The 22,317-nt window shown below is 64.2% G+C and carries 27 protein-coding genes and 1 pseudogene; 16 read left to right on the top strand and 12 right to left on the bottom strand.

Features of this window, described 5'->3' with window-relative positions:
* Window positions 1-78: 78 nt before the first annotated feature.
* The gene (locus AWB94_RS16070) at window positions 79-1,140 is read left to right on the top strand and encodes an HAD-IC family P-type ATPase (protein WP_337349933.1); all 1,062 of its coding nucleotides are present in this window, start codon (window positions 79-81) and stop codon (window positions 1,138-1,140) included.
* A 74-nt stretch (window positions 1,141-1,214) separates the two neighbouring features.
* Here AWB94_RS16070 and AWB94_RS35840 read toward each other — a convergent pair whose 3' ends face one another.
* Window positions 1,215-1,556 (bottom strand): hypothetical protein, encoded by a 342-nt coding sequence (locus tag AWB94_RS35840; RefSeq protein ID WP_062657352.1) that lies wholly within the window; start codon window positions 1,554-1,556, stop codon window positions 1,215-1,217.
* Here AWB94_RS35840 and AWB94_RS35835 point away from each other — a divergent pair.
* The gene (locus tag AWB94_RS35835; protein ID WP_234811756.1) at window positions 1,461-1,940 is read left to right on the top strand and encodes a YHS domain-containing protein; all 480 of its coding nucleotides are present in this window, start codon (window positions 1,461-1,463) and stop codon (window positions 1,938-1,940) included. The genes AWB94_RS35840 and AWB94_RS35835 overlap by 96 nt on opposite strands.
* Here AWB94_RS35835 and AWB94_RS16060 read toward each other — a convergent pair.
* The 4 genes from AWB94_RS16060 to ctaE all read right to left on the bottom strand — a co-directional run bounded on the left by AWB94_RS16060 (window position 1,822) and on the right by ctaE (window position 4,447).
* Window positions 1,822-2,781, bottom strand: a complete 960-nt coding sequence (locus tag AWB94_RS16060; RefSeq protein WP_084395207.1) for a L,D-transpeptidase — start codon at window positions 2,779-2,781, stop codon at window positions 1,822-1,824. The genes AWB94_RS35835 and AWB94_RS16060 overlap by 119 nt on opposite strands.
* The gene (locus tag AWB94_RS16055; RefSeq protein WP_062657354.1) at window positions 2,738-3,394 is read right to left on the bottom strand and encodes a DsbA family protein; all 657 of its coding nucleotides are present in this window, start codon (window positions 3,392-3,394) and stop codon (window positions 2,738-2,740) included. Before AWB94_RS16055 ends, AWB94_RS16060 begins: the two co-directional genes overlap by 44 nt.
* A gap of 145 nt (window positions 3,395-3,539) precedes the next feature.
* Window positions 3,540-3,836 carry a hypothetical protein gene (locus tag AWB94_RS16050; protein ID WP_234811754.1) on the bottom strand — a complete coding sequence of 99 codons (297 nt, stop codon included), beginning with the start codon at window positions 3,834-3,836 and terminating at the stop codon, window positions 3,540-3,542.
* A 17-nt stretch (window positions 3,837-3,853) separates the two neighbouring features.
* Complete coding sequence (gene ctaE, locus AWB94_RS16045) at window positions 3,854-4,447, bottom strand: aa3-type cytochrome oxidase subunit III (protein WP_062657356.1); 594 nt, start codon at window positions 4,445-4,447, stop codon at window positions 3,854-3,856.
* A 284-nt stretch (window positions 4,448-4,731) separates the two neighbouring features.
* On the opposite strand from ctaE, the gene ripC reads away from it, so the two are divergent.
* Both ripC and AWB94_RS16035 read left to right on the top strand, forming a co-directional pair.
* The gene (gene ripC, locus AWB94_RS16040; protein WP_409365974.1) at window positions 4,732-5,814 is read left to right on the top strand and encodes a peptidoglycan hydrolase RipC; all 1,083 of its coding nucleotides are present in this window, start codon (window positions 4,732-4,734) and stop codon (window positions 5,812-5,814) included.
* A 25-nt stretch (window positions 5,815-5,839) separates the two neighbouring features.
* Entirely contained in the window at window positions 5,840-6,205 is a 366-nt protein-coding gene (locus AWB94_RS16035) for a BlaI/MecI/CopY family transcriptional regulator (RefSeq protein ID WP_062657357.1), read from the top strand.
* 2 nt (window positions 6,206-6,207) lie between these two features.
* Here AWB94_RS16035 and AWB94_RS16030 read toward each other — a convergent pair whose 3' ends face one another.
* Window positions 6,208-7,401 carry a L,D-transpeptidase gene (locus AWB94_RS16030; RefSeq protein ID WP_062657358.1) on the bottom strand — a complete coding sequence of 398 codons (1,194 nt, stop codon included), beginning with the start codon at window positions 7,399-7,401 and terminating at the stop codon, window positions 6,208-6,210.
* Between the two features lie 224 nt (window positions 7,402-7,625).
* On the opposite strand from AWB94_RS16030, the gene AWB94_RS16025 reads away from it, so the two are divergent.
* Together AWB94_RS16025 and AWB94_RS16020 are read left to right on the top strand one after the other, a co-directional pair.
* Window positions 7,626-8,231 carry a DsbA family protein gene (locus AWB94_RS16025; RefSeq protein WP_084395210.1) on the top strand — a complete coding sequence of 202 codons (606 nt, stop codon included), beginning with the start codon at window positions 7,626-7,628 and terminating at the stop codon, window positions 8,229-8,231.
* A 131-nt stretch (window positions 8,232-8,362) separates the two neighbouring features.
* Window positions 8,363-9,130, top strand: a complete 768-nt coding sequence (locus AWB94_RS16020) for a serine hydrolase (RefSeq protein WP_062657369.1) — start codon at window positions 8,363-8,365, stop codon at window positions 9,128-9,130.
* Window positions 9,131-9,258: 128 nt separating this feature from the next.
* On the opposite strand, the gene AWB94_RS16015 is transcribed toward AWB94_RS16020, so the two are convergent.
* The 4 genes from AWB94_RS16015 to AWB94_RS16000 all read right to left on the bottom strand — a co-directional run bounded on the left by AWB94_RS16015 (window position 9,259) and on the right by AWB94_RS16000 (window position 12,854).
* Window positions 9,259-9,852, bottom strand: a complete 594-nt coding sequence (locus AWB94_RS16015; RefSeq protein WP_062657359.1) for a cadmium resistance transporter — start codon at window positions 9,850-9,852, stop codon at window positions 9,259-9,261.
* Complete coding sequence (locus AWB94_RS16010) at window positions 9,849-10,307, bottom strand: ArsR/SmtB family transcription factor (RefSeq protein ID WP_062657360.1); 459 nt, start codon at window positions 10,305-10,307, stop codon at window positions 9,849-9,851. The genes AWB94_RS16015 and AWB94_RS16010 overlap by 4 nt, the downstream gene beginning before the upstream one ends.
* Window positions 10,308-10,454: 147 nt before the next feature.
* The gene (locus AWB94_RS16005) at window positions 10,455-11,999 is read right to left on the bottom strand and encodes a fused MFS/spermidine synthase (protein ID WP_062657361.1); all 1,545 of its coding nucleotides are present in this window, start codon (window positions 11,997-11,999) and stop codon (window positions 10,455-10,457) included.
* A gap of 96 nt (window positions 12,000-12,095) precedes the next feature.
* A complete protein-coding gene (locus AWB94_RS16000; protein WP_062657362.1) occupies window positions 12,096-12,854 on the bottom strand; it encodes an AraC family transcriptional regulator in 759 nt (252 codons plus the stop codon).
* 111 nt (window positions 12,855-12,965) lie between these two features.
* Here AWB94_RS16000 and AWB94_RS15995 point away from each other — a divergent pair, with 111 nt between their 5' ends.
* The 4 genes from AWB94_RS15995 to AWB94_RS15985 all read left to right on the top strand — a co-directional run bounded on the left by AWB94_RS15995 (window position 12,966) and on the right by AWB94_RS15985 (window position 16,172).
* Window positions 12,966-13,898 carry a sterol desaturase family protein gene (locus tag AWB94_RS15995; RefSeq protein ID WP_062657363.1) on the top strand — a complete coding sequence of 311 codons (933 nt, stop codon included), beginning with the start codon at window positions 12,966-12,968 and terminating at the stop codon, window positions 13,896-13,898.
* Window positions 13,899-14,176: 278 nt separating this feature from the next.
* Window positions 14,177-14,356 (top strand): hypothetical protein, encoded by a 180-nt coding sequence (locus AWB94_RS34645; RefSeq protein WP_131805313.1) that lies wholly within the window; start codon window positions 14,177-14,179, stop codon window positions 14,354-14,356.
* The gene (locus AWB94_RS15990) at window positions 14,356-14,805 is read left to right on the top strand and encodes a hypothetical protein (RefSeq protein ID WP_062657364.1); all 450 of its coding nucleotides are present in this window, start codon (window positions 14,356-14,358) and stop codon (window positions 14,803-14,805) included. The genes AWB94_RS34645 and AWB94_RS15990 overlap by 1 nt, the downstream gene beginning before the upstream one ends.
* On the top strand, window positions 14,802-16,172 hold the full coding sequence (locus AWB94_RS15985) for a hypothetical protein (protein ID WP_084395209.1): 1,371 nt from the start codon (window positions 14,802-14,804) through the stop codon (window positions 16,170-16,172). The genes AWB94_RS15990 and AWB94_RS15985 overlap by 4 nt, the downstream gene beginning before the upstream one ends.
* A gap of 278 nt (window positions 16,173-16,450) precedes the next feature.
* Here the strand turns inward: AWB94_RS15985 and AWB94_RS35830 are convergent, their stop codons facing one another.
* Both AWB94_RS35830 and AWB94_RS15970 read right to left on the bottom strand, forming a co-directional pair.
* On the bottom strand, window positions 16,451-17,878 hold the full coding sequence (locus AWB94_RS35830) for a hypothetical protein (RefSeq protein ID WP_023363492.1): 1,428 nt from the start codon (window positions 17,876-17,878) through the stop codon (window positions 16,451-16,453).
* Complete coding sequence (locus AWB94_RS15970) at window positions 17,875-18,828, bottom strand: site-specific integrase (RefSeq protein ID WP_225332378.1); 954 nt, start codon at window positions 18,826-18,828, stop codon at window positions 17,875-17,877. Before AWB94_RS15970 ends, AWB94_RS35830 begins: the two co-directional genes overlap by 4 nt.
* Window positions 18,829-18,959: 131 nt before the next feature.
* Between AWB94_RS15970 and AWB94_RS15965 the strand changes: the two genes are divergently transcribed.
* The 6 genes and pseudogenes from AWB94_RS15965 to AWB94_RS36290 all read left to right on the top strand — a co-directional run bounded on the left by AWB94_RS15965 (window position 18,960) and on the right by AWB94_RS36290 (window position 22,273).
* The gene (locus tag AWB94_RS15965; RefSeq protein WP_023363488.1) at window positions 18,960-19,316 is read left to right on the top strand and encodes a helix-turn-helix domain-containing protein; all 357 of its coding nucleotides are present in this window, start codon (window positions 18,960-18,962) and stop codon (window positions 19,314-19,316) included.
* A gap of 181 nt (window positions 19,317-19,497) precedes the next feature.
* Window positions 19,498-20,133 (top strand): hypothetical protein, encoded by a 636-nt coding sequence (locus AWB94_RS35825; RefSeq protein ID WP_234811751.1) that lies wholly within the window; start codon window positions 19,498-19,500, stop codon window positions 20,131-20,133.
* A 17-nt stretch (window positions 20,134-20,150) separates the two neighbouring features.
* Window positions 20,151-20,669, top strand: a complete 519-nt coding sequence (locus AWB94_RS15955) for a DUF6932 family protein (RefSeq protein ID WP_023363485.1) — start codon at window positions 20,151-20,153, stop codon at window positions 20,667-20,669.
* Entirely contained in the window at window positions 20,666-21,652 is a 987-nt protein-coding gene (locus tag AWB94_RS15950) for a hypothetical protein (RefSeq protein ID WP_023363483.1), read from the top strand. Before AWB94_RS15955 ends, AWB94_RS15950 begins: the two co-directional genes overlap by 4 nt.
* A gap of 65 nt (window positions 21,653-21,717) precedes the next feature.
* Window positions 21,718-22,121, top strand: a pseudogene (locus tag AWB94_RS15945) (sulfate ABC transporter substrate-binding protein); the annotation flags it as partial.
* Entirely contained in the window at window positions 22,073-22,273 is a 201-nt protein-coding gene (locus AWB94_RS36290; RefSeq protein WP_418303276.1) for a deazapurine DNA modification protein DpdA family protein, read from the top strand. The pseudogene AWB94_RS15945 and the gene AWB94_RS36290, both read left to right, overlap by 49 nt.
* The last annotated feature ends 44 nt before the right edge of the window (window positions 22,274-22,317 follow it).

The raw sequence follows: 22,317 nt of genomic DNA, 5'->3' as shown, positions 1-22,317 counted from the left end.
CCGGTCCGGTGATCGAACCAGCAAAAATGCGGAGAATTAAAACCGAGTCCTGGTTACCGATCTCTGACGCGGAAGGCGGTGTTGTCGTCGGTGGCACGCGCGGCCAAGGCCGGAGTCCTGGTGAAGGGCGGCGCCGCGCTCGAAGAACTCGGCAGGGTGAAGGTACTGGCCTTCGACAAGACCGGCACGTTGACCGAGGGCCGCCCGCAGATCGCAGACGTCATCGCGACGACAAGCGGCGGCGACGAAGAACTGCTCAGCATCGCGGTGGCGGTCGAAGAGCAGAGTGATCACCCACTGGCGCGTGCCATTGTCCGCGACGGTCGTGCACGGCTTTCAGGTGCGGCAGTGCCGAAGGCGACCAACGTCCGTGCGCTGATCGGTCGCGGTATCTCAGCGTCGGTTGACGGCGTCGAGGTCCGCATCGGCAAGCGCGAACTGTTCACCGAAGCCGGCCAACACCCGCCGAGTCAGCTGGCCGCAGACGTCGACTTCCTGGAACAGTCGGGCCGCACCACCATGCTGGTGCGCGCGGGCGAGCACTGGTTGGGCGCTATCGGACTGATGGATGTGCCACGTCCCGAGGCCGCAGCCGTGATCGCACAGCTCGCAGAGCTCGGCATCGATGACACCGTGATGCTGTCGGGCGACAACCAGCGCGTGGCTGATGCCGTCGCGGCCCAAGTGGGCGTCGGGTTCGCCCGCGGCGACCTGATGCCCGAGGACAAGGTGTCCGAGATCGCGGCGCTTCGACTGCGCCACGGCCGGGTCGGCATGGTCGGAGACGGCGTCAACGACGCTCCCGCGATGGCCAGCGCGAGCGTCGGCATCGCGATGGGAGCGGCAGGCTCCGATGTCGCCCTGGAGACCGCCGACGTTGCTCTGATGGCCGATGACCTCACAGCGCTGCCGTTCGCGGTGGATCTCAGCAGGCGCTCCTCGCGCATCATCAAGCAGAACCTTTGGGCGAGCCTGGGAATCGTCGCGCTGCTGATTCCAGCGACAGTGCTGGGCCTGGGAATCGGCCCGGCGGTACTCATTCACGAAGGGTCGACGCTCATCGTTGTGGTCAACGCGCTCCGACTGCTCGCAACACCGATACGCCCGCTGGCGCCGTTGAATAACCCGCACGTGAGGTAGTCACAATCATGTCCAGCGTGGCAAGCGATTTCGAGCACACCGACGTCCATACCGTCGTCACATTCGTGGACATGTCAGGTTTCACTGCCTACACCGAAGTTCACGGCGATCATCGCGCCGCAGGACTGGCGGGCAACTTCGCCGAAATGTCTGAAGCGGTGCTCGGGCCCGATGACGAACTGATCAAGACTATTGGTGACGCCGTGATGGTCACCAGCCCGGATGCCCCAGCGGCTGTGGCGTTCCTGCAACGACTCACTGACGCGTCCCGCAGGATCGATGGTTTTCCGCTGCTGCGGGCGGGATTTGGTGTCGGCTCGGTGATCAAGCGCCACGGCGACATCTTCGGCGCGACGGTCAACACCGCGGCCAGACTTGCGGCCATAGCCGAACCAGGCCAGATCGTCATGGACCACGCTGCCGCGAAGGAGCTACGATCCTCCGGCGGTGTTGAATCAACATCGTTGGGTCCACTGCGCCTGCGCAATATAACTTCGCCGGTAGAGGTCTTCGTGCTCGATATGGGTGCCAGTCACCAAGATCATGTCGACCCGATATGCCGGATGCACGTCGGTGCACTCACTGCCGAGTTGACGATTTCTCGTGGGGGAGTGTCGTATCGGTTCTGTTCGACGACGTGCCTACGCCAGTTCCAAGAGCGGAGTCGTCCGCCTGAACCTGTCAGATCTGCCAATCCTGAGCGCCGTCATTCTCGGTGTATGTACCGACGGAGTTCTTCACGACCACCGGATCTCCACTACCGAAATTGTCGAAGAACCACTGGGCGTCCGCGGGGCTGAGGTTCGGGCAGCCGTGACTGACGTTGCGCTTGCCCTGATCGGCGACGGACCAGGGGGCGCCGTGGACGAAGATCCCGGCGTTGTTGATTCGCACCGCGTCCTTGACCTTGAGCCGGTAACCCTCTGGGGAATCGATCGGGACGCCATACGTGGAGGAGTCCATGACCATGTCGGCGAACTTCTCCAGGACGTAATAAGTGCCATTGGGGGTCTCGTATCCGGGCTTACCCAAGGACACCGGAATGGTTTTCACGAGCTCGCCGTTGCGCATGACCTCCATCTGGTGAGTGGCATCGTCGATGGTCGCCACCAGTGCATCGCCGGTGCGGAAACTCGATCTCGTGCCACTGGCGTCGACAGTGACCACGGTGTTGGCTGGCCAGAAGTCCAGAGGCCGCCAGCGCAGTTGGGTATCGCTCATCCAGTAGAACTTGCCGGGCACCGGGGGGTTGGATGAGATGTGCACCGCCTGTTCGGCCAGCGGGCGGTTGGCGATCGGGCGCTGAAAGTTGATGACGATGGGTTTGGCGACACCGACCAGCGAGCCGTTGACTGGGTTGAATGTCGGTGGCGCGAATACCGGCTCCCCGATGTAGGGCGCCGGATTCTGGCCCGCGGATGCTTCACCGACAGGCGTCGGCATCGCGAACGGCTCACCCGGGACAGTGGGTGGGGTCGGGTCCATCGGCTCAGCAGAGGCAGTCGCGCTCGTCGCTATCGCGATGACCGCTGACCCGGCTGCGATGATCGCGGTGAATGGTCTACGCGTGGAATGCACTGACTTCGTCGCTCTCTCGCTATTGGGCCAACGCTTGATCGACCGCCGCGGACAGATCTTCATACGTTCGGAAGTCCAGTTGCTGACCGCCGAGGAAAATGCTCGGAGTGCCCTTGACACCCAATGCTTCCCCGTCGGCGACATCGACATTGATGCGGTCAACGGTGGCTGGATCGTTGTAGGCGGCATCAAAGGCCAGCATGTCGATGCCGAGTTCAACGGCGAATCCGCGGAAGGTCGCGTCCGCCGGCACCTGCTGTTCACCCCACTGGCTCTGCGTCTCGAACATCTTCTTGTACATCGGTTCGAACTTGCCCTGCTGAGCGGCAGCTTCGACGGCACGTGCTGCGCGTTCGGCATTGAAATGCGATTGGATCGGAAAGTATCGGACGACGAAGTTGACTCGGTCTGCGTACTCGGTTCGCAGCTGCTCCACAAGGGGGAACGCGGCGCGGCACGCTTCACATTCGAAGTCCAGGAACTCAACGAAGTTGACGTCACTTCCGGGAGCTGTGTTGAGGCGACGGCTGTTCTCTCGAACAAGTTGTCCGGCATCTACGACCTCTTCCTGAGCGGTCGTCGTGGACGCGTCCCGTACTGACAGGTAGACACCAGCGCCGATGATCGCTGTGAACGCCACGAACGCGGTCAACAGAAGTCGTGTGAGAGGGGCCACCGGCGCACATCCTTTGTCTATGGCGACCGCTATCGCGCCACACATGGCTGGGCGAGCGGCCGCAAACCCCAGTATATACGTAGTAAGGCAGTAGGTCATGGTGGCCGGCCGGCTAGGCGTCCGTAAAACCCACGTCCGGAGTCGTTTACGTGGGCCGCTGATCAGGCGGGTGCGCACCGCGATCAAGATGAGTTCGAGCCGGCCGGCCCGCGCGCAACATGATCGTCGCGATGACCACCAGGCAGATCGCCGCGGCGCCAAGAATCCAGAAGGCGGGATTCGATCCGGGCGCTTGCTGGTCGGTGTGGGAATCGTCGTAGCTATGAGTCGTCGGGGTGGTGATCGTCGGAGAGGGCGCGGGCGACGTCGTTGCGTCGGCGTGAATCGGCACCGACAGCGCGGCGAAGAGAAGGACGGTTGCGGCGACGATCACGACAGGCATCGCAGCCGAGCGCGGCATCATCGCACGAAATAGATCACGGCAAACAATGCGATCCAGACGATGTCCACGAAGTGCCAGTAATACGAGACGACGATCGCTGCTGTTGCTTGGGCGGGGGTGAACTTACTCATTTTAGTGCGCGCCAACAACATCGCGAAGGCGACCAGTCCACCGATCACATGGAGCCCATGAAAACCGGTCGCCAAGTAAAAGACCGACCCGTAGGCGCTGCCGGAGATAGTCGTTCCCTCGCCGACAAGTTTCACGTACTCGTAGCCTTGGCCCAAAACGAAGAACAGCCCCATCAACAACGTGACGGCGTACCACCTGCGCAGACCGAAGACATCGCCGCGCTCGGCCGCGAAGACCCCCATCTGGCAGGTGAATGATGACGCGATCAATACCACCGTCACCGGCACGGCGAGCGCCAGATTGAGTTCTGTCGGCTCTGGCGGCCACGCGTCGGCTTGCGCACGCGCAGTGAAGTACATCGCGAACAGTCCAGCGAAGAACATCAGTTCACTCGACAGCCACACGATGGTGCCGACGGCGACCATGTTGGGTCGGTTCAGTGAGTGAACCTTCGCCGTGATGGCAGTTCCGGTTGTCATGGTGTTCCTCACGGCATGGCCGACTTCATGGTCTACGTATTAAGTACGTACTATGGCATAGAGTCGGCGGCTCGCCAACTGCGTCTCCCCGCGGTGGCGTGACAGCCGCCCATCGTGTCGCTATAACGTTGATCCTGCCAGGACGCTCTAGTGTCGAAGTGCTCCGCGAGGCCCTCGGGTGGGTGTTGACCGCCACGCGTGGACAGGTGGGCCAAACTTCCGTAACCTTCCTGTGATCTACGTAGTAAATACGTATATTCTAAGACTTTCAAGGAGGAGTCGACGTGCGGTACAGCTACGCGCAGCCGGCGTCTCGTACCATCTGGTTTCGGGTGGTCGTGTCTGCCCTGGTGGCCGCGGTGATGCTCGCCGGCGCAAGTTTGGTCAGCGCTGACCCCGCAGCCGACGCGCTTGCGCGTATGAACGAGCTCTCGCGGGAGGCTGAACGGCTGACCGAGCAGATGTACACCGCCGAGATCGACCTGGAATCGAAGACCGCCGCGCACCGCGCAGCCCAAGAGCGCCACCGTGTCGATCTGGCGGCCGCCAGTGCCGCCCAAGGCGAGCTGGCGGGCTATCAGGCCGCGGTCGATGAAGTGGCTGCGGCCGCCTACATGGCCGGATCTACAAGCACTCTAGGGGCAATTCTCGTCGCGCCGTCGCCGCAACGGATGATCGATGACCTCGCTCTGAAGTCTCTGATGGCCGGCCAGATGAGGGACCGAATGACCGCTCACCGCAATGCGATCCTGCGCTCAGATGCTGCTGTACGGGCATCAGAAGCGTCGGCTGTGCAAGCGCGCGCGGCTGCCGCTGAGGCGGCCGCGGTCCGGGCCGATGTGCAGGCTCAACAGAGTCGCCTCAAAGAAAAGATCACCTCAGTGGAGGCCCAATACCAGGCCCTGACTCCACAACAGCGAGTCGTGCTGGCCGACCCTGGGCCTGTTGCCGCGCCCCCCGCCCCTGGGCCTGATCCGGCAATCCTTGCGATGCCCGAGGCGGCCCAACCGCCAGCGTCTCCCGGCGGCGCAACCGTGGCGGTGCAGGCAGCCATGAGCCGCATCGGCTCTCCGTACTCCTGGGGCGCCACCGGGCCGGCAGCGTTCGACTGCTCCGGATTGATCAAATGGGCTTTCCTGCAAGAAGGTAAATCGCTTCCGCGTTCCAGTCAGGCTCTCGCAGCAGGTGGCCAGGACGTGGCGATTAACGCGTTGCAGCCCGGCGATATCGTGACCTTCTACGAAGATGCTTCTCATGCCGGCATCTACATTGGCGAGGGCAACATGGTGCACGCGTCCACCTACGGCACGCCGGTGAAGGTAGCGCCGATATCGTCGGCGCCCATCTACAACGCACGGCGCTACTAGGCCGCAGCTCTAGGGGACGATCAGCGTGCAGCTTGGGGGATTGGGCGAGTTGGAAGCCACGGTGATGGACCGTGTGTGGGCCAGTGTGGAGGGCGTCACGGTGCGTACAGTGTTCGAGGAACTGTCCACAACACGCCAAATTGCCTATACCACGGTACTTTCCACCCTCGACAATCTGCACCGCAAAGGCTGGGTCCGACGCGACCGCGAACACAAGGCATACCGCTACTGGGCGACCATGACTCGCGAGGAGCGCTCCGCGAATCTCATGCGGGCAGCGTTGGAAGCCGGGGGGGATCCGGACGCGGTCTTCGCCTCACTCTTCGCGCAAATGTCCGCCGACGAATCCGCGCAGATGCGCAAAGCGCTACGTCAGGTCGATTCGCGGTAGCGCTAAGCTGCGGCGTTACCCGCCTTCCACTGCTCCCAGGGGATGTTCCAGTCGCCGAGACCGTCGGTGCCGGGCAGCGTGGGCCCGACGGTGTTGATCACGTCGACGATGTCCCCGCGTTTGGTGTTGTCGTAGAACCACTTCGCGTTCTCGGTGCTGGCGTTGAGGCAGCCGTGGCTGACGTTCGTCCGCCCCTGACTGCCCACCGACCAGGGAGCCGCATGGACGAAGATCCCGCTGTAGGACATCCGGGTGGCCCACTTGACCTCGGTGCGGTACCCGTCGGGTGAGTTCACCGGCACGCCGTAGGTCGACGAATCCATCACCATGTCCGCAAGGCGCTCGGCGACGATATAGGTGCCGTTGTCGGTGGGTGAGGAATCCTTGCCCATCGAGATCGGCATCGTCTTGGCCACTTCACCGTTGACACGCACGGTCAGGGTCTTGGTGGCGTCATCGGCGGTGGCGATGACCTCATCGCCGATGGTGAATCGGCTGGTGACATCGTCCTGTCCGAACAGACCGTCGCCCAGATCCACCCCGTAGGTCTTCACCTGTACCTCCACCGTGGTGCCCGGCTTCCAATACTCGGCGGGCCGCCAACGCATCTCACGACCACTGAGCCAATAGAATGCGCCCTCCACCGCAGGAGTGGTGGTCACGGTGACCGCGCGTTGGGCGGCGAGGCGGTTAGGAATGGGCTCGTCGAAGGTCACCGAGATGGGCTGGCCCACGCCGACCACGGCACCGTCATCGGGCATGACGTAGGGCATCGTCAGGTTCTGCGGGGAGTGCGTCTCGAAGGTGGCACTGGTGTGGGTCACCCCGCCCAATCCATAGGCATCGGCGTTCAGTGTGTATTCCTTGTTGTAGCCCAGCGGCTCGGCCGAACGCCAAGAAACGCCGTCGGTGCTCAGCTCGCCCGCGACGACCCGTCCCTGCGCATTCACCAGGGTCACCTCGCCGAGCACGCCGGCCTCGACACTCACCGTCACTGGTTCCTCGACCGTGACCCCGATGTCGCCGTCGGTGACCGAAGCCTGCAATTTAGGGACGAGCAGGTCGCTGTATGGCGTGCCCTTCTCGATCGGCTGCGCCTGCGGGGTGCCTTGCGGCGAGCTGCAGGCGCTCAAACCCAAGACCAGCGCCACCAGCGTGAGGAGCGCGAATAGCGTGGTGAGCGCAGTGCCTCGCATGCGTATCGTGGAAATCGCCCGCCCCATCAAAGCCGTCCTGTCCGTCGCCGAGAATCCGTTGCGCTACCATCCTACGTAGTTGCTACGTATATGCACGTCAGCGGGGAACCATGCCGCTTTAGCGCCACCTAGGGAGTGAACTGTTGCTGACAACGCGCGCTGGCCGTGCCTGGCTGACCGCTTTGGCCGTCATCACCATCCTGGCGGTTGGCGTGGTCTTGCTCATGAACAGCGGTAGCAAGGGTGACGATGCTAACCGCAGTGAAGCAGCGCCCACCGCCGATGCCGGCGGGGTACAGGTTGTGCGCGACAGCAGCCACCGGCTCAACGACCTGCCGGATCCAAAGGTGACTCTCGTCGAGTTCCTGGATTTCGAGTGCGAAGGGTGCCGCGCCGCGTACCCCCTGGTAGAGGAATTGCGCAACCAGTACGGCGATCGTGTCGAGTTCGTGATCCGGTACTTCCCGTTGTCGGGGCATTTCAACGGTGAGCGTGCCGCACGCGCCGTGGAGGCCGCTGCACAACAGGGTCAACTCGAAGCGATGTACCGGAAAATGTACGAGACACAATCGGAGTGGGGCGAGCAGCGCGTGCCGGCTGATGACGTCTTCCGCGGTTTCGCCACCGACCTCAACCTGGACATGGCGGCGTTCGACGCGGCCTACAACGATCCGGCGACGCTGGAACGCATCCGCGTTGACCAGCAGGACGGAGAAAAGCTCGGTGTGATGGGCACACCCACTTTCTTCGTCAACGGCCAGCAGATTGCCCTGCGTCGTGCCGAGGATCTGCGTACCGCCGTCGAGGACGCGCTACAGAACACACCTTGATGACGAAGTGCGACACACGGCCATGTCATGCGGCCGACGGTTTACGGGCCCTGTTAGAGCTGAAACACATGAAAACACCTGTGCGCCGAGGGCTTCGCCTCCTGGTCGGCGCTGCGATGCTGTGGTCGTGGATGATCGCAGTACCGTCGGCCTCGGCAAGCTGCAGTGCTGCGGACCCGCAGTGCGGGCTGCAACAGCGCATCGCGGCCGCCGAGAAATACGTGGCCACCCGTCCGGGAACGGTCGGGTTCGTGCTGCGTGACCGGGTTACCGGCGCGCGCTACCGCAATGCCGCGGCCGGGACGCCGATCTGGACCGCATCGACGATCAAACTGGCGATGGTGGCTGACCTGCTGAGCCGCGAACAGGTCGGCACGCTGCGTCTGACCGCGGCTGACCGGGAACAGATGGCTGCGATGCTGCGCAATTCGGACAATGATGCGGCCGATTCGCTGTGGTCGCGGTACGGCGGGACCAGCAATGTGTTCAACGCGAACTTCGTTCGGTACGGGATGACAAGCGTGCAACCGCAACGCGGGTTCGGCGACGTCTACCCGTACTGGGGCTTTCAGAAGGGCACCGCCGATGACTTCGACGCCCTGATGAACTATGTGCTCACCGGTCTCACGCCGGCCAACGCGGCGGCAGTGGTGGCCGAGATGCAGCGGGTGGACAGCTCGCAGCAGTGGGGGGTGTGGGGCGCCGGGGCCGCGATGAGTCCCGGCAACAAGAACGGCTGGTCGCAGGAGCAGGGCGGGTGGGTGGTCAACTCCGTGGGCTTCGCCGGCCCGGGCCAGCGCTACACCCTGGCCATCATGAACGGCCTCGATGGTGAGGGCGGCTACGACGACGGTGTCGAAACGACCACCGAGCTGTCGCGAATCCTCTTAGGGCCATGACCTTTTGACTCGCAAATGCGGGAGCGCTCCTCTGCGGAAAGCAAGGTTCAGGCGGCGCCCTCGGGGTTCGCGTCCAGTACGACGAGCGTTGTGTGGCATTCTGCCGAGCGAGCGAAGCCATTGAGCTTTCAGGAGACGAGACCGCTAGCCAGGATGACGATGCCAAGACCAATCAGGACGATCGGAAAGAGTATGTGTTCCCAGCGTTCGAGGACTTCGGCGATCGGCCGGCGGGTGGCGACGTACCTGGCGGCAACGACGAGGACAGCGACGAGTACGAGGAACACGACGCAGTAGGCAACGACCGCAGCAGGCCCCACGCTGAGGAAGACAGGGACATAGACGCCGATATTGTCACCGCCATTGGCGAAAGTGACTGCAGCGACGGTCCACACGCCGACGCTTCTGCCTGTGGCGCTCGCATCATCATCGTCGTCACCGTTGCCACGCCACGCCTGCCATGCCCCCCGTAGACCTAGGGCCAGGGGGATCAGGCCGAAGTACGGGATGACCTGTGCGGGAAGAAACGCACCGGCACCCAGTGTCACCAGGACGGCCGCACCCAGAATGCCCGCAAAGCCCAGATACTGCCCAGCGGTAATCCGGACCGTGGTGCCGCGGTGCCCAGCGCCGCGGGCGAAGAACAGCGAGAGCACGATGATGTCGTCGATATTGGTGACAATGAACAGGCCGATGGCCGGCAAAACTGACGACAGGATCATGCCGGTGCGTCCGTGGCAGCGGTGCCTTCTCCTCGGGTCGGCGCATCGTTTTTTTGGTCGATGCGCGTATCGATCACAACGGCGCTATCGGTTCCGTACTGGGGGCACAACACAACGGTGTTCCCTGTCGCTGTTAGCAGCGTCTCTGCTGAGGCCAACAGGTCCATGACTTCGGGTCGGGCCAGTGAGTAGAACATCTGTCGACCTTCGGGACGTCCGATCACCAGGCCGCAGTCCCGCAGGCAGGCGACATGGGCTGAGACCGTGGATTGGGCTAAGCCCAGCTCGCCGGTCAGATCTACCACCCGTGCCTCACCGTCCGACAGGCGGCGGACGATGGCCAGCCGGGCCGTATCGGAGAGACTGCGAAACAACGCCACCGCAGCATCGACACTCGAAGTGTTTCCTGAGCCGCCGCTGCCGAACAGACAGGCACTCTCCTTATTCATCGTCATCTGGCGATGATAACCGGTTAATGGCGATGTATGGGCGGCGGGTTGGTGGCCATCGCGGCGACCCGCCGTCGACGTCGCGTCCTTTTCACCGGCGTCGGCGGCCTCATTTTTTGAACTGTGCGGGCGGTGGGCGGTCGGTGGAGGTTGCTAACCGGTGCTTCGCGTGCGGGACGGTTCGAGAAGCTGGTCGACGGGGGCGTAGTTGTCGGAGAGCGGTGTGGCGTCGCCCACCCACTGGCGCAGAGCTTCTCCTTGCATGACTTTCCATGGCGTTTCTCGAGCGTCGAGACCCGTTTGGATCGCGTCGGAGTCCAGGGCTCGATGGGAGGCGGCGACGACAAAGTTGCCGCCATCGGGTGCGGCCGTCAGATCCAGACCGAGGTCGCGGGGTTCGCCAGCCAGCAGGATGTGATCAAAGGCTTGACTGAGGGTGGCGATTTCGGCGCGCAGGAAAGACAACTCGCCATAGTCGATGAGGTTGGCGACGTATATCCCTGTGGTGTTGAGTGCCGTGCGCACATCAGCGATCGCCTCGGCGGTGGTGAGATGCCACGGCACGCTGACGCCTCCGAAGGCGTCTCCGACAATCAGGTCTTGGCCTCCTGCAGCAAGCCGGCCGACTCCGAGTCTGCCGTCTTCGACGCGGACATCGATGCCAGTATCGGATTTCAGGCCGAGCTCGTCGCGGTCGGCGCGCGCCACGCCCCCGTCGATCTCAGAGACAAGGCTGCGCGTCCCGGGCCGGGTGGCTGCGAGATACCGCGGAAAGGTGAGCCCGCCGCCTCCGAGGTGGTAGGCCGTCAGCGGCTCACCCGCAGGGAACGCGGCATCGACCACCGAGGCAAGCCCGCGTACATACATGAATTGCAGGTAAGTCGGGTCATCGAGATCGATGTAGGAGTGATTCAACCCGTCTAAGACCAGAGTTCGGCCAGTGTCGCGTTCGGGGTCGGCCACCACTCGCAAGCAGTGATATTGGGTTTCCGCATCGCAGCCTCCGGGAGCGACGTAGTCGGCGAGACCGCCGACGATGAGGACCAGCGCGAGCCCGGCAGTCCTGGCGCGGTTGCGGCGGCGCATTCGCCACTCGACGACGACTGCGCCCAGAACCAATAACGACCCGAGTCCGATCAGGATGGCACTGACCGGCAACCGCGAAATCAGGACAAACCCAGTGAGCACTGTGCCGGCGATAGCGCCCACAGTGCCGAGTCCGGAAAGCTGTCCGACGACCGTTCCGGTCTGATCCAGCGTGGTCAGGCGCAGCTTCGTCACCATCGGTGTCACCGCGGACAGCAGGGCGCCCGGAATCAGGATGGTCATCGCCGCCACAATGAGTAGCAGTGGCGGCGCCCACTCCGCCGCCATGCGCAGCACTGCGGGAGTGAGCGCGACGACGGCACCAGATGCGCCGAGCGCGGGTCCTATGAGCTGGCGCGGGTCAGTGCGGTCGGACATGCGTCCGCCTGCCCAGGATCCGAGAGCTATTGCTGCGAGCGCGATTCCGATGACGAGAGTGCTGGTTTCCAGTGTGAGGCCGAGGTAGGGGGCCAGCAGTCGCAGGGCGGTGATCTCGACCACCAACACTGCGGCCGACGAAATGACCACCAGCGCTGCCGCGGCGCGGGAACCCAGATTCGGTAGGGGCGCGGGCTCGGACTGCTCGTGGGGCAGAGCGTTCGGTCCGGTCACCAGTCCATCTTCGCAAACACGAGCCAGATCAAGGCCACGAGGTTGAACCCGCCTGAAGGCGAACGGCGAGGGTCAGCAGAGCGCCACGCCTGCCTGTCATTGCAGCTTGACACCGCGGAAAGCGCTGATGGGAGCGATACCGAACATCTCATGGAAGGCCCTGTTGGCATGCGAGCTGTCGCTGAACCCGGCCGCGTGAGCTGCATCGGTGATCGTGCCACCGTTCCGTGCTACCTCCATCGTGCGGATTAACCGAGCCCACCGCACATAGGCCGAAAGCGACAATCCGACATCGCGGGCGAACAGACGGCCCAACCGGTCGGGGGACAGGTACACGGCAGCGGCCATTCCAGTGAGTCGTATCGGTCCGGTGATCAGTTGTGGGATGAGTGCGACAACCTGCTGCACACCGGGGTGAACGAACTCATCCGGGGCCGCGCTGGTGCGGGTATGGCCGAGCAGTGTTCGCAACACGGCGTCGGCGGCGCCCGAAAGATGTTCTTGAACAGCACTATTCGGGCTCAGCGTTGCAGCGGCGGTGGTCCAGGACGAGCAGGACGCGCGCGTCTGCTTGTCGACGAGCGCGCTCACTGAGCGCCCAACGGAGGTGGTGGGTTCTAGATACACCATCAGGCCGGTTGTGTCTGCGGCATCGAGGGCGTGCGCCGTACCAGCGGGAATGATTCCAGCTAGGGCGCTCGCGCGCTGACCGCGGGCATCGGTGAAGAGAAGCGGAGTGGCGTCTGTGGCCACGGCGATCTGTACCGCCGCGTGGGCGTGATGATGCGCTGTGCCCAAGCGGCCACGATAGATCAGCCGACCCGGTTCGATCACAGCCTGACCGGACCATTGCATGCGGCTCAGTATGGCGTGTCGGATTCCGCTACGGCTAGCACGGGTTGCGCCGAGCTGAAGTCGACGGATCTGTACATGCGGGATAGTGGCTGTGGGCGAAACACTGCTTGCATGGTGAAATCTATTGTTCGGTACGGCTATCCGCCGCTGATGCTGTTGGGGGTCAACGGGGCCGCGATTGGTTTGGCGCAGGCCCCGTGGGCTGAGCTGTGGATGGCAGGTTTGATCTTGTTCGCGATTGCGGTGTCGTTCGCGGCTGAGCATCTCCTGCCCTACAACGAGCAGTGGAACGACACGGTCGGTGATGGCGGCCGCGACGTAGCACACGCGATGGTCAACGAAGTAGCGCTGCTTGCGACTGTGCTGGTGATTCCCGTGCTGACCGTGCTCTCGCCATTCAGTGTTGCGTGGCCGGCTGCGGTTTCCTTTCCTGTACAGGTGCTGCTCGCTGTCGTGGTTACCGACGTGGGGGTAACGCTGGTACATATGGCAAGCCACCGGGTGGGCTGGCTGTGGCGGTTCCACTCTGTGCATCACAGCGTCAAGCGGTTCTACGGGTTCAACGGTCTGATGAAACATCCGCTCCACGGAGCGCTCGAGTTGGCGGTCGCCACCACGCCGCTTCTCATACTGGGTATGCCCAAGGCGGTCGCCGAAGCACTTACGGTATGCATTGCTGTCCAACTGCTTTTGCAGCACTCCAATGCTGACTACCGGGTTGGGCCTCTACGAAAGGTCCTGGCGCTCAATGAGGGGCACCGCTTCCACCATCTGAAGTGGGCAGGGGTCGGCGATGTGAACTTCGGCTTGTTCACCCTGATGTGGGACCACTTGCTACACACGTTTTCATACGATCCGCGCCGCCTTTTCCGCGCCGACGATCTCGGTATCGCTGCCAAGCCGAAGTACCCGGTCGGTTACCTCGCGCAACTTGCCGAGCCTTTTCGTGCCAGCGGCGCGTGCCACTTCGTGGCTGACGCCGACGATCAATCGGCTCGACCTGCTGACGGCCGGTCGAGCGCCACACCTCAGTTGGGTAACTGAGGTGTGGGTGTGGACTCCTGCCCGCCGAACCCCTGGCAGATAAACCGCTGCCAAACCGGGGCCACCCGCGGTACTGCGTATCTTTCCTGCAAACCTCGCGGGTAGGTCATCGCTTTGCTGTGTAGTCGGTGGTAGACAAGTTCGACCGATAGTCGGTACCGACGAGATGGCACCGGCGCTGGCGGCGCGAACAGAGCGGAGGCCAATTCCATGGGAAGGGCCAGTTGGTGTAGCCCCGGTTGGGCGGTTCCACGCCGGCTCGTCGCCCGAGGACCACGATGAGCGCACCACCGGTCATTTTGATGGCCACCGACGTGGGTCTGTGGATGGCCTTGCCGGCCTTCGTCCCAGCATTTGTGGTCGCCGGCGTGGTTGCTTTCGTCATCCGTCGTGACCGCCGCCGTCCGCCGGATCCACTCGTGCCGGAAGCGCCGCCCTCAGCGGCGGAAGGACAGTGATGAACAATCGCCGACAGAAATTCCGCAGCTCTATCGCCGCGACGACATGCGCCTTCGTAATTGGTTGCGGCGCACCACCGGAAGCCTCTCAGACGACGGGCAGTCCGACCCCCGGCGAGACCACGGTCACGCAGTCGAGCCAGGGTCCCGCCACCGCTTCGGCAGCTGCAGAAGACACAGCTAGCACCGTGATCAATGTTGGCATTGCCGGCGGCGTCGTGACTCCGACGAATGGCCAGGCCCAAGCTGTTGCCGGTCGACCGATCGTGTTGATGATCGACAGCGACGTCGCAGATCAACTTCACGTGCATTCGGTGCCGGAGTACACCTTTGACATCCAGGCCGGTTCCGGACAGAAGTTCGAGTTCACCGTCGATGTTCCCGGCCGGGTAGATGTAGAACTCCACGATCTTGATCGCACGGTTTTGACGATCGAAGTCCGGCCATAACGGTGCGCCAAAGCGTTACCGTGCTCGCGCACGGCGTGGGCGGCTCCACCGATCTGCCGGTGCCACTGTCATTCGCCCTGATCGGCGCGGCCTGGGCCCTGACCGCAACTTTCGCCATCGTGGCGCTGGCATGGAGAAAACCTCGCTTTGACCCCGCCCATTCTGGACATGAGCTGCCTGCATGGGTGACCCGCGTCGTGGACTCCGCGGCAGTGCGCTGGACCGCGGCGACGGCGGCACTGTTGTTCACCATCTGGGTGGCCGCGTCGTCGGTATGGGGCCCCACAGGAAGCGGCAATCCACTCCCCGGTGTGTTCTACGTGCTTCTGTGGGTTGGGTTGGTCGCCATTTCGGTGTGCGTGGGACCTTTGTGGCGAATCATCTCGCCGGTACGCACCGTTTATCGTCTGGCCGGCATGGCGCGCCATGGAAACGGGGAGTCGTTGCCACGGCGAAAATACCCAGAATTATGGGGATTTTGGCCAGCGGTATTGGGGCTATTCGCGTTCGTCTGGCTAGAACTAGCCGCCCCCGATCCGGGGTCTACGTCGGCAATCAAAGCCTGGCTGTTGATTTACGCCCTAGTCATGGGTCTCGGGGCATGCGTGTACGGCTCGCAGTGGTTCTCGCGAGCAGATCCGTTCGAGGTGTACAGCGTTGCGGTCTCTCGGCTCGCACCTTTTGCCCGCAATGCCGGTACAGGACGGGTCTCGTTGATCAACCCCCTCGATCACCTGCCCACAATGCCCGTCCGGCCGGGGACAGTGGCGGTCCTAGCGGTGCTGCTCGGGTCGACTGCCTTCGACAGCTTCTCCCAATCACCGACCTTCAGGAACTTCGTCGATCGCCATGCTTCCTCGCTACCGGTACTCAGCGACAGCGCAGGGGCTTCGTTGGTGCGAACCGTAGGACTGCTCACCTTCGTTTCGGTTGTAGGAGTTACATTTTGCGGTGCCGCACGGGCTACAGGTGGGGTCGATCGGAAGCAGCGTCAGCAGTTGCCGGGACAACTGGCCCACTCACTGATCCCCATCGTTGTTGGCTACATTTTCGCCCACTATCTGTCGTACCTGGTCGAGCGCGGGCAGGAAACGGTGGTTCGGCTCGCTGACCCCTTGGGACGGGGATGGCATCTGTTTGGTCTCGACAGGACCGACGTCTGGTACGTGCTCTCTGAGCACCCCTCGGTGCTGTGGACCATCAAAGTGGCATGCGTGGTCGTCGGCCACATCGTGGCGGTCATCGCTGCACACGACAAGGCGCTGCAGGTCCTCCCTGTGCGGCATCAAATCAGCGGTCAACTCGCCATGATGCTCACTATGGTCGGCTACACCTTCGTGGGGCTCTACCTCTTATTCGGCGGCTAAGACAGCGACCGGGCACGAAGCAGTGGGGCAACGGCGCCTGCCTGCATGCGCAACTCAGACAGTCGTGGAAGGGACGTCTTTGGATACCTGACTAAAACCTAGCCGGTGGGAGCGCGGGGTGGTTTTCGGCGGTGTTCGTGGCGTCCTGGTGTTGTTCCCGGCGAATTAGCTGGTCGTCGGGGAGTAGCGGGTGTGAGTGTAGCGGGCGCGACGATAGCCACGCGACGCGCTGGCGTCCGTGGCCGGCCTGAGTGAGCCTCGCTGTCGTGGTGGCGGCGTTAGGCGGTTCGCTCTTCGGGGTGTCGTCGGCGGTGCAGGTAAGCCGCTATTGCGTTTCGGCCCAAAGCGAATCCGAGCATCACGGTCAACTGGCGAACCGCAGCAAAAGCGATCATCCGCCCGCCATAGAGGGTGCGGTCGAGGGTGTTGTTGAGGCTTTCGCTGTCTTCGCGCCAGCCATAGCAACGGTCGTAGACGCTGCCGCGGTCGTCGGTCTTGACGTGCTGGCGTAGGTGCTCGGCGCGGTTGTAGCCGCAGCTGCGGTCGGCGTCGGTGGTGTCGATACGCGTACGATGCACCGTGCCGCAGGATGGGGTGGCGAACTCGATGTACCAGCGGTGGCTGTCGTCGGCGTTGCCGCGCGGGTAGATCTTGGCCACCGGGCAGGGCTGCATGTGTCTGTCGCCGGCGTCGAGGATCTGGCGTTCGCAGATCCGTCCATCTTCGGTCCACAGGTCATGAACGTCGCCGCACGAGCACTCGAGTCGGGCGAATGCGGTGGGTACGCGGGTGCTGTCGTGCATCGGTGAGAGCACGGTCAACCCGAGCTTCATGGCGCGGTCGATGTGCTTGCCGCGGAACGCTCCGTCGTAGCAGACGCCGTCACACCGTACGTCGGCGTCGGCGACGACGCGGTCGATCATGTCGAGAGCGACACGAGCTTCACCGCCGTAGCCCTTGCCCGCTGGCACGGCGTCGACGTCGAGGATGACCCTGTTGTTGCGGATGGTGTCGGGGCGGGTACTGAGCATGGCGAACTTGGTGCCGTAGCGGAATTCGGTGTCGCTGTCGCCGTTTTGGGCTTCGATGCCGGCGTGCACGTGGCGTCCGCCTTGTTCGGCCCAGTGGTCGGCGGTGGCCTTGCGCACTGGTGCGGCGACAACGGTGCCATCGCCGACGACGTACTGCCCGCGCGCCGGGCTGGTGTGGGACACCCCAGCGTCTGGGTCGAGACAACCGAGTTCGCGCGCGAGCCGCCGCGCGAGCAGGCGAAACGTGTCAAGCAGCTTGTCGGTGTACTCGTCGAGTAGCCGTTGGGCGTAGTTGTGGTGCCAGCGCTGTGGTGGGCGCCGCGGCGCCCTTGGTGGCTGATGTTTGGCGGCCCGGTGGCGGATGGTGCGCCAGTAGGTGGGGTGGGCCATCGCGCGGGCGGCCTTGCTGTGCGAGCCCAGCACCCCGGCTAGGGCCTTGTGCAGCACGTGCACCCATGGGGGGTAGTGCGGACGCCGGCCCGGGGTTCCCGGCTCGTGGACGGGCAGGACCGCGGCGAGTTGATAGATGACCTCGTGGGAGGCGATCGCCTCGATGGTGTCGATCTCCAGCAGCGTGAGATCCATTGGCGTTTCGACCCGGCGCAGCTCGCGTTGCTTGATGCGTTCGGCGCCGTAGGCGCCGGCCTTTTTACGGGACCGGTCTTTGGGGTTCATAACGGGCCCGCCCGGTCATGCCAGTGGTAGCCGATGAGGGCGGCGGTGGTGTCCAGCGAGGGTGAGCCGATGAGACGCGCGGCGTCTTCGATGCGGCCGGTGCGGTCGAACTCGCGGCGCGCCGCGAAGGCGGTCAGCGATGCCGGCCGCACCCCGGAGTCGTCGGATAGCTCGGCGCGGGAGAGGATTTCGCGCACGGTCACGCACACCCGGGCCTGCTTATGTGCGTCGCTTCCGCCGGCGCCGGTGCACAACACCGGCGAGGGTTTGGGGCTGGGTAGCGGGCGGGTGAGGTGGGCGGCGCGCTCGGAAAGCACTCGCATCGACCAGCGGTCCAGCGTCAGTGTGCGGGGGCGATACTTGCTCGAGCCGTGCATCCACACGGTTGCGGCCTGTGGATCCAGATCGGCGGCGGTGATGTGTCCCAGCTCGGAGGTGTGCGCGCCGGCGAGTAGCAACGCCGCGGTCGCGGCGTGCCGAGTCGGGGCGGTGCGTTCGGAAAACAACCGCACCAGCGCGGCCTCATCCTCGGACAGTGGGCGCTGGCAGGACGACTGTCGGGCGGGGACGGCGATGTCGATAGTCGGGTCGTCCAGCGTCAGCCGCAGCCGGCGCGCGGTGCGAAAGAACGCGCGCAGCGCCGCACGGCGGTTGTGCATGGTCGCCACCGCCGCGTCCGATACGACACCGTGGCGGGTACGGCCTTTGGCCGCAACGAATTTCGCGACCAGCGCGTGATCGACTGCGGCGAGGGTGGTGACGTCGTGCACTGCGGCGAATCGGCTGAATCGGCGGATCAGCAGACCGAACTTGTCCAGCGTCTGCGCGGCCAGCACCCCATCGGCGATCCACGCACCGGTCACCGCCTGCACCGCCGCGGCCAGGCTCCCGTCAGCCATGGCCGGCCCCCACTGCAGCGGCAGCAGCAGCTGCACCCCGGGCCTCAGCATGCGGCGCCGCCGTTGATGACAGCTGGATCATCATGGTGACCCCTTCCCAAGTGGTGCGTGTATGCACCATTGGAGCAGAGGGGTCCGACACGTCGGCCTGCGGCGACGGTGGGGCGGGATATCGTGGGCCTGTGTCGCGCAGCAATGGTGACCGCCCACCGAGCGCATACGTCTTGCGGGGGTTCTGGCCGGACGCCGACCTGGACCCCGACGCGCCACCGTCGGCACCTGCCGCGCAGCAGCTCGCGCGTGCATTGCGCGCAGCCATGACCGAGACCGCCACCGGCCAGCGAGCACTCGCGGCGACCAGCGGAGTGGCCCACACCACCATCGGACGGATCCTGGCCGGCACCGTGCTCTGCGACATCGGCTCCCTGGCCCGCCTGGAACAGGCCCTGGGCCGACGGCTGTGGCCCGAACGTGACGACGTGCAAAGCCGCCCCCGCTCCAAGCACCGAGCGACCACCCGAAAGGCGAGTGGCGTCTGACACGTGAGGCAGGTTACAGGGTTGTAGTTCGATTGCAGGCCCGCCGATGCGGTGTGTTGCGCTTGACTCACGTTACAAGTGGCAGAACACTAGGTGTCGCGCGAACATACAGACGCGTCAACAGACCGAGCTAATGGGCGGTGGGCTGACTATGGGTAAGACCAGCAGATCGCTGATCGATTTGATCGACGTCGCCGCGCAACGTTACGGTGGGGCGTCCGGGCGCAGGCTAGCCGAGCTGGCGCAACACGGCGGGCATGACATTTCGCACGCGACGCTGAACCGGCTGCGGCAGGGCACGTATGCCACCCGGCCCTCGGATGCGTCGATTCGGGCGATCGCCTACCTGGCCGACGTGTCGGAGAATACCGCGTTCGCGGCGGCTGGGGTGAGGGCGCCGGGTGCGGTGGGGTATGAGCCGCCGTCTGAGGCCCAGCGCATGAACACCCGCCAGTGCAAGGCGATCGACGAGCTGATTCGGGCATTCATCGCCGACGACACCGGCGCGGTGGCGACCCGCAGCGACCTGACCAACCTCGTCGATGCGCGGCAACGGCTTGGGGCCGCGTTGAGCGCGGTCGACGTTGCTCAGCCCGCGACGGGCCAACTCGTGGCCGCCGCACAGGATGCGATGCGCTGCATCGACGAGACGCTGGACATTTTGAGCAACACCAGCGCGATGCCTCCGTCCTGGCACGGCAAGCCGCCGGAGGAGATGACCGACGCCGAACTGGACGAGGCCGCCGCGGCCGGGGACCCCTGGCCTGCGTACATTCGCACCAGGACGAAGGAGCGGATCGACGTCGACGGGGGGTAGACATGCTTCCGCGCTGCATGGGCGAGCACGGAACACTACCGCCGGGCATCCATCGGGCGACGTTGGACGAGGTACGCTCTCGATTCGTCGATGACGCTGCCGATCACACGCGCGAGCGGCGTGGCTTGATTCTGGATGCGATCCGGATTCACATCACCCTTGTCAGACAGTTGTTCTATCGTCACGAGATCACGATTTGGCTCAGCGGCGGCTTCTGCACCTATAAAGACGACACGCCCGGCGACGGCGATTTCGCCTGTCTGGTGCCAGCTCACGCGTTGGAGCAGGTACACGGTGATGCCGCACTGCCGCTGTGGACTCTCGGCTCGGTCACCGGCACCCTCGGGCACAGTGACCTGGTTGTGCAGACAGACAAGCTGCATTGCATGGGCGGGCTCACCGACGCCCTGGTGGTGAACCGCGACAACCCATATGCCGTTGAGCGGCAACGCCGGTGGTGGTCACGGGTGATCGGCCCCGATGGTGAGATAATCGACAGTGCGACAAAGGGCTTCGTGGAGGTGATCGATCAATGACCGGTCTCGGCCACCTCTCCGGCCTCAGCGACGACGACCTGCTTCGAGCCGCCATCCGCTATGAATACGAGCATTTCCCCGACACCGCGGATTTCGCACTCGGCCAGCTGTATTCGGGCACGGTACAAGGTGATCCGGCCGCAGAACGCGTCTGGGCCGAAGAAACCGCGCCTGAACAAGTCGAGCTCGACCTGCACTTGGAGGGCGCCGGGGTGCGGGGCCATGCCACCCGCGCGGACAAACTCGCAACCTTCGTCGCCGGAGTCAACGACGCCACCAAAGCGATCGTTCGAGAGAGACTTCAACTGAACGCGCTGAATCGAAACCTTCTCATACACGGGCTCGGTCCCGGCTCGGTGCGGGTTGTGCTGCGCGCCGACGCCCCACTTGACGGAGATGCGAAGCATGTACCACTCGGCGGCACAAGCCAATTCGCCTCAAGCCCCGATTCGGAGGCGCTGCGCACAATCGCCCGGCTGTTCACCAACGCTAGCTCCAGTGCCGCCGGAGTCGGCAGCGACGTGCGTGACCTACCGATCAAAGCGCGACGAGGCCTGCTGCGCTCCACATCCGCAATGAGAACAGCTGGATGGGACATCGCCGGACAGATACGCCAGCGCGGCCTCGGATCTACCGAAGTCGCCTTCACCCAGGCCGGAGCCGCGCTGCTTGGCAGCGAACTGAAAAACTACAACTACGACAGCGAACGCGGATGGGCGATCGGCACCATCGACGGTTTCCGCCGCAGCCTCGGCAGCCTATACCTCACCCCGTCAGGCACCAAAACCCCTCTGGCGGTCAACGTCAGCGACCCCGACACCCTCGCCGCCGCCGCGCGGCTGGCCGCCGAGGAGGGAGTGGTCGTGCAGGTGCAGATCGAAACCGTGCGCGCGCTCAGCAGTGAGGAATCGACTCGCATGACAACCAGCCGCAGCCTGCTGCAGATCGAACGTGCCGCCGAATCACTGCCCTACCCCGAATAACCTTGCTGCTGTCGGGCACGCGACGCGGCGGGCGGCCGCTGCCGTTAAACCACATCGAGCGGTTCATGAGGCACATCAGCAAGTCATGGGGCAGCGCAGCCGCATTGGCCGTTACCGCAACCCTGCTCGCGGGATACGGCGGGGGGCCGCCAGGTGATGTCGCCGGTGGCGACAAGCGGCCGACCGGTGAGACGACGCTACGCGTGGTGCCCACGCCGCGCCGAAGCCCGGCTGGAGCAAGACCATCCACGCCTTCGCCGCCACGCCGGAGGGCAGGGGAGTGGCCGTGACCACGTTCTACTACGGCGCCTCGGGTGATCAGCCGCGCGCCGTTGTCGACCGCAAGCCCGCCGACATCGTCAACTTCTCGGTGGAGCCCGGTGTCACCCGACTGGTCAGGGCCGATGAGGTAGCCAAGGACTGGAACGCCGACAACATCAAGAGCATCCCATTCGGATCAAGAGCATCCCATTCGCGGGTGGGCTCTGGGATTTAACGCTTTACGGTGGCTGGCATACCACGCCCGAGGAGTGTGTGGTGGCAGTGAAGCGCTATGACCGCGACTCAGACAGCTCGAATGCGCGGCCGCGAGGACTGTATGTGCGAGGACGAGGTCTGTGAGCTGGAGCAGGTACGCCGTGCTGTCTGGTGTGTCGAGACCGTCT

It is taken from the genome of Mycolicibacterium canariasense (assembly GCF_002101555.1).
GTDB classification, from domain to species: domain Bacteria; phylum Actinomycetota; class Actinomycetes; order Mycobacteriales; family Mycobacteriaceae; genus Mycobacterium; species Mycobacterium canariasense.
The sequence above is the reverse complement of the archived record's forward strand: the minus strand, read 5'-3'. Positions and strand labels throughout refer to the sequence as shown.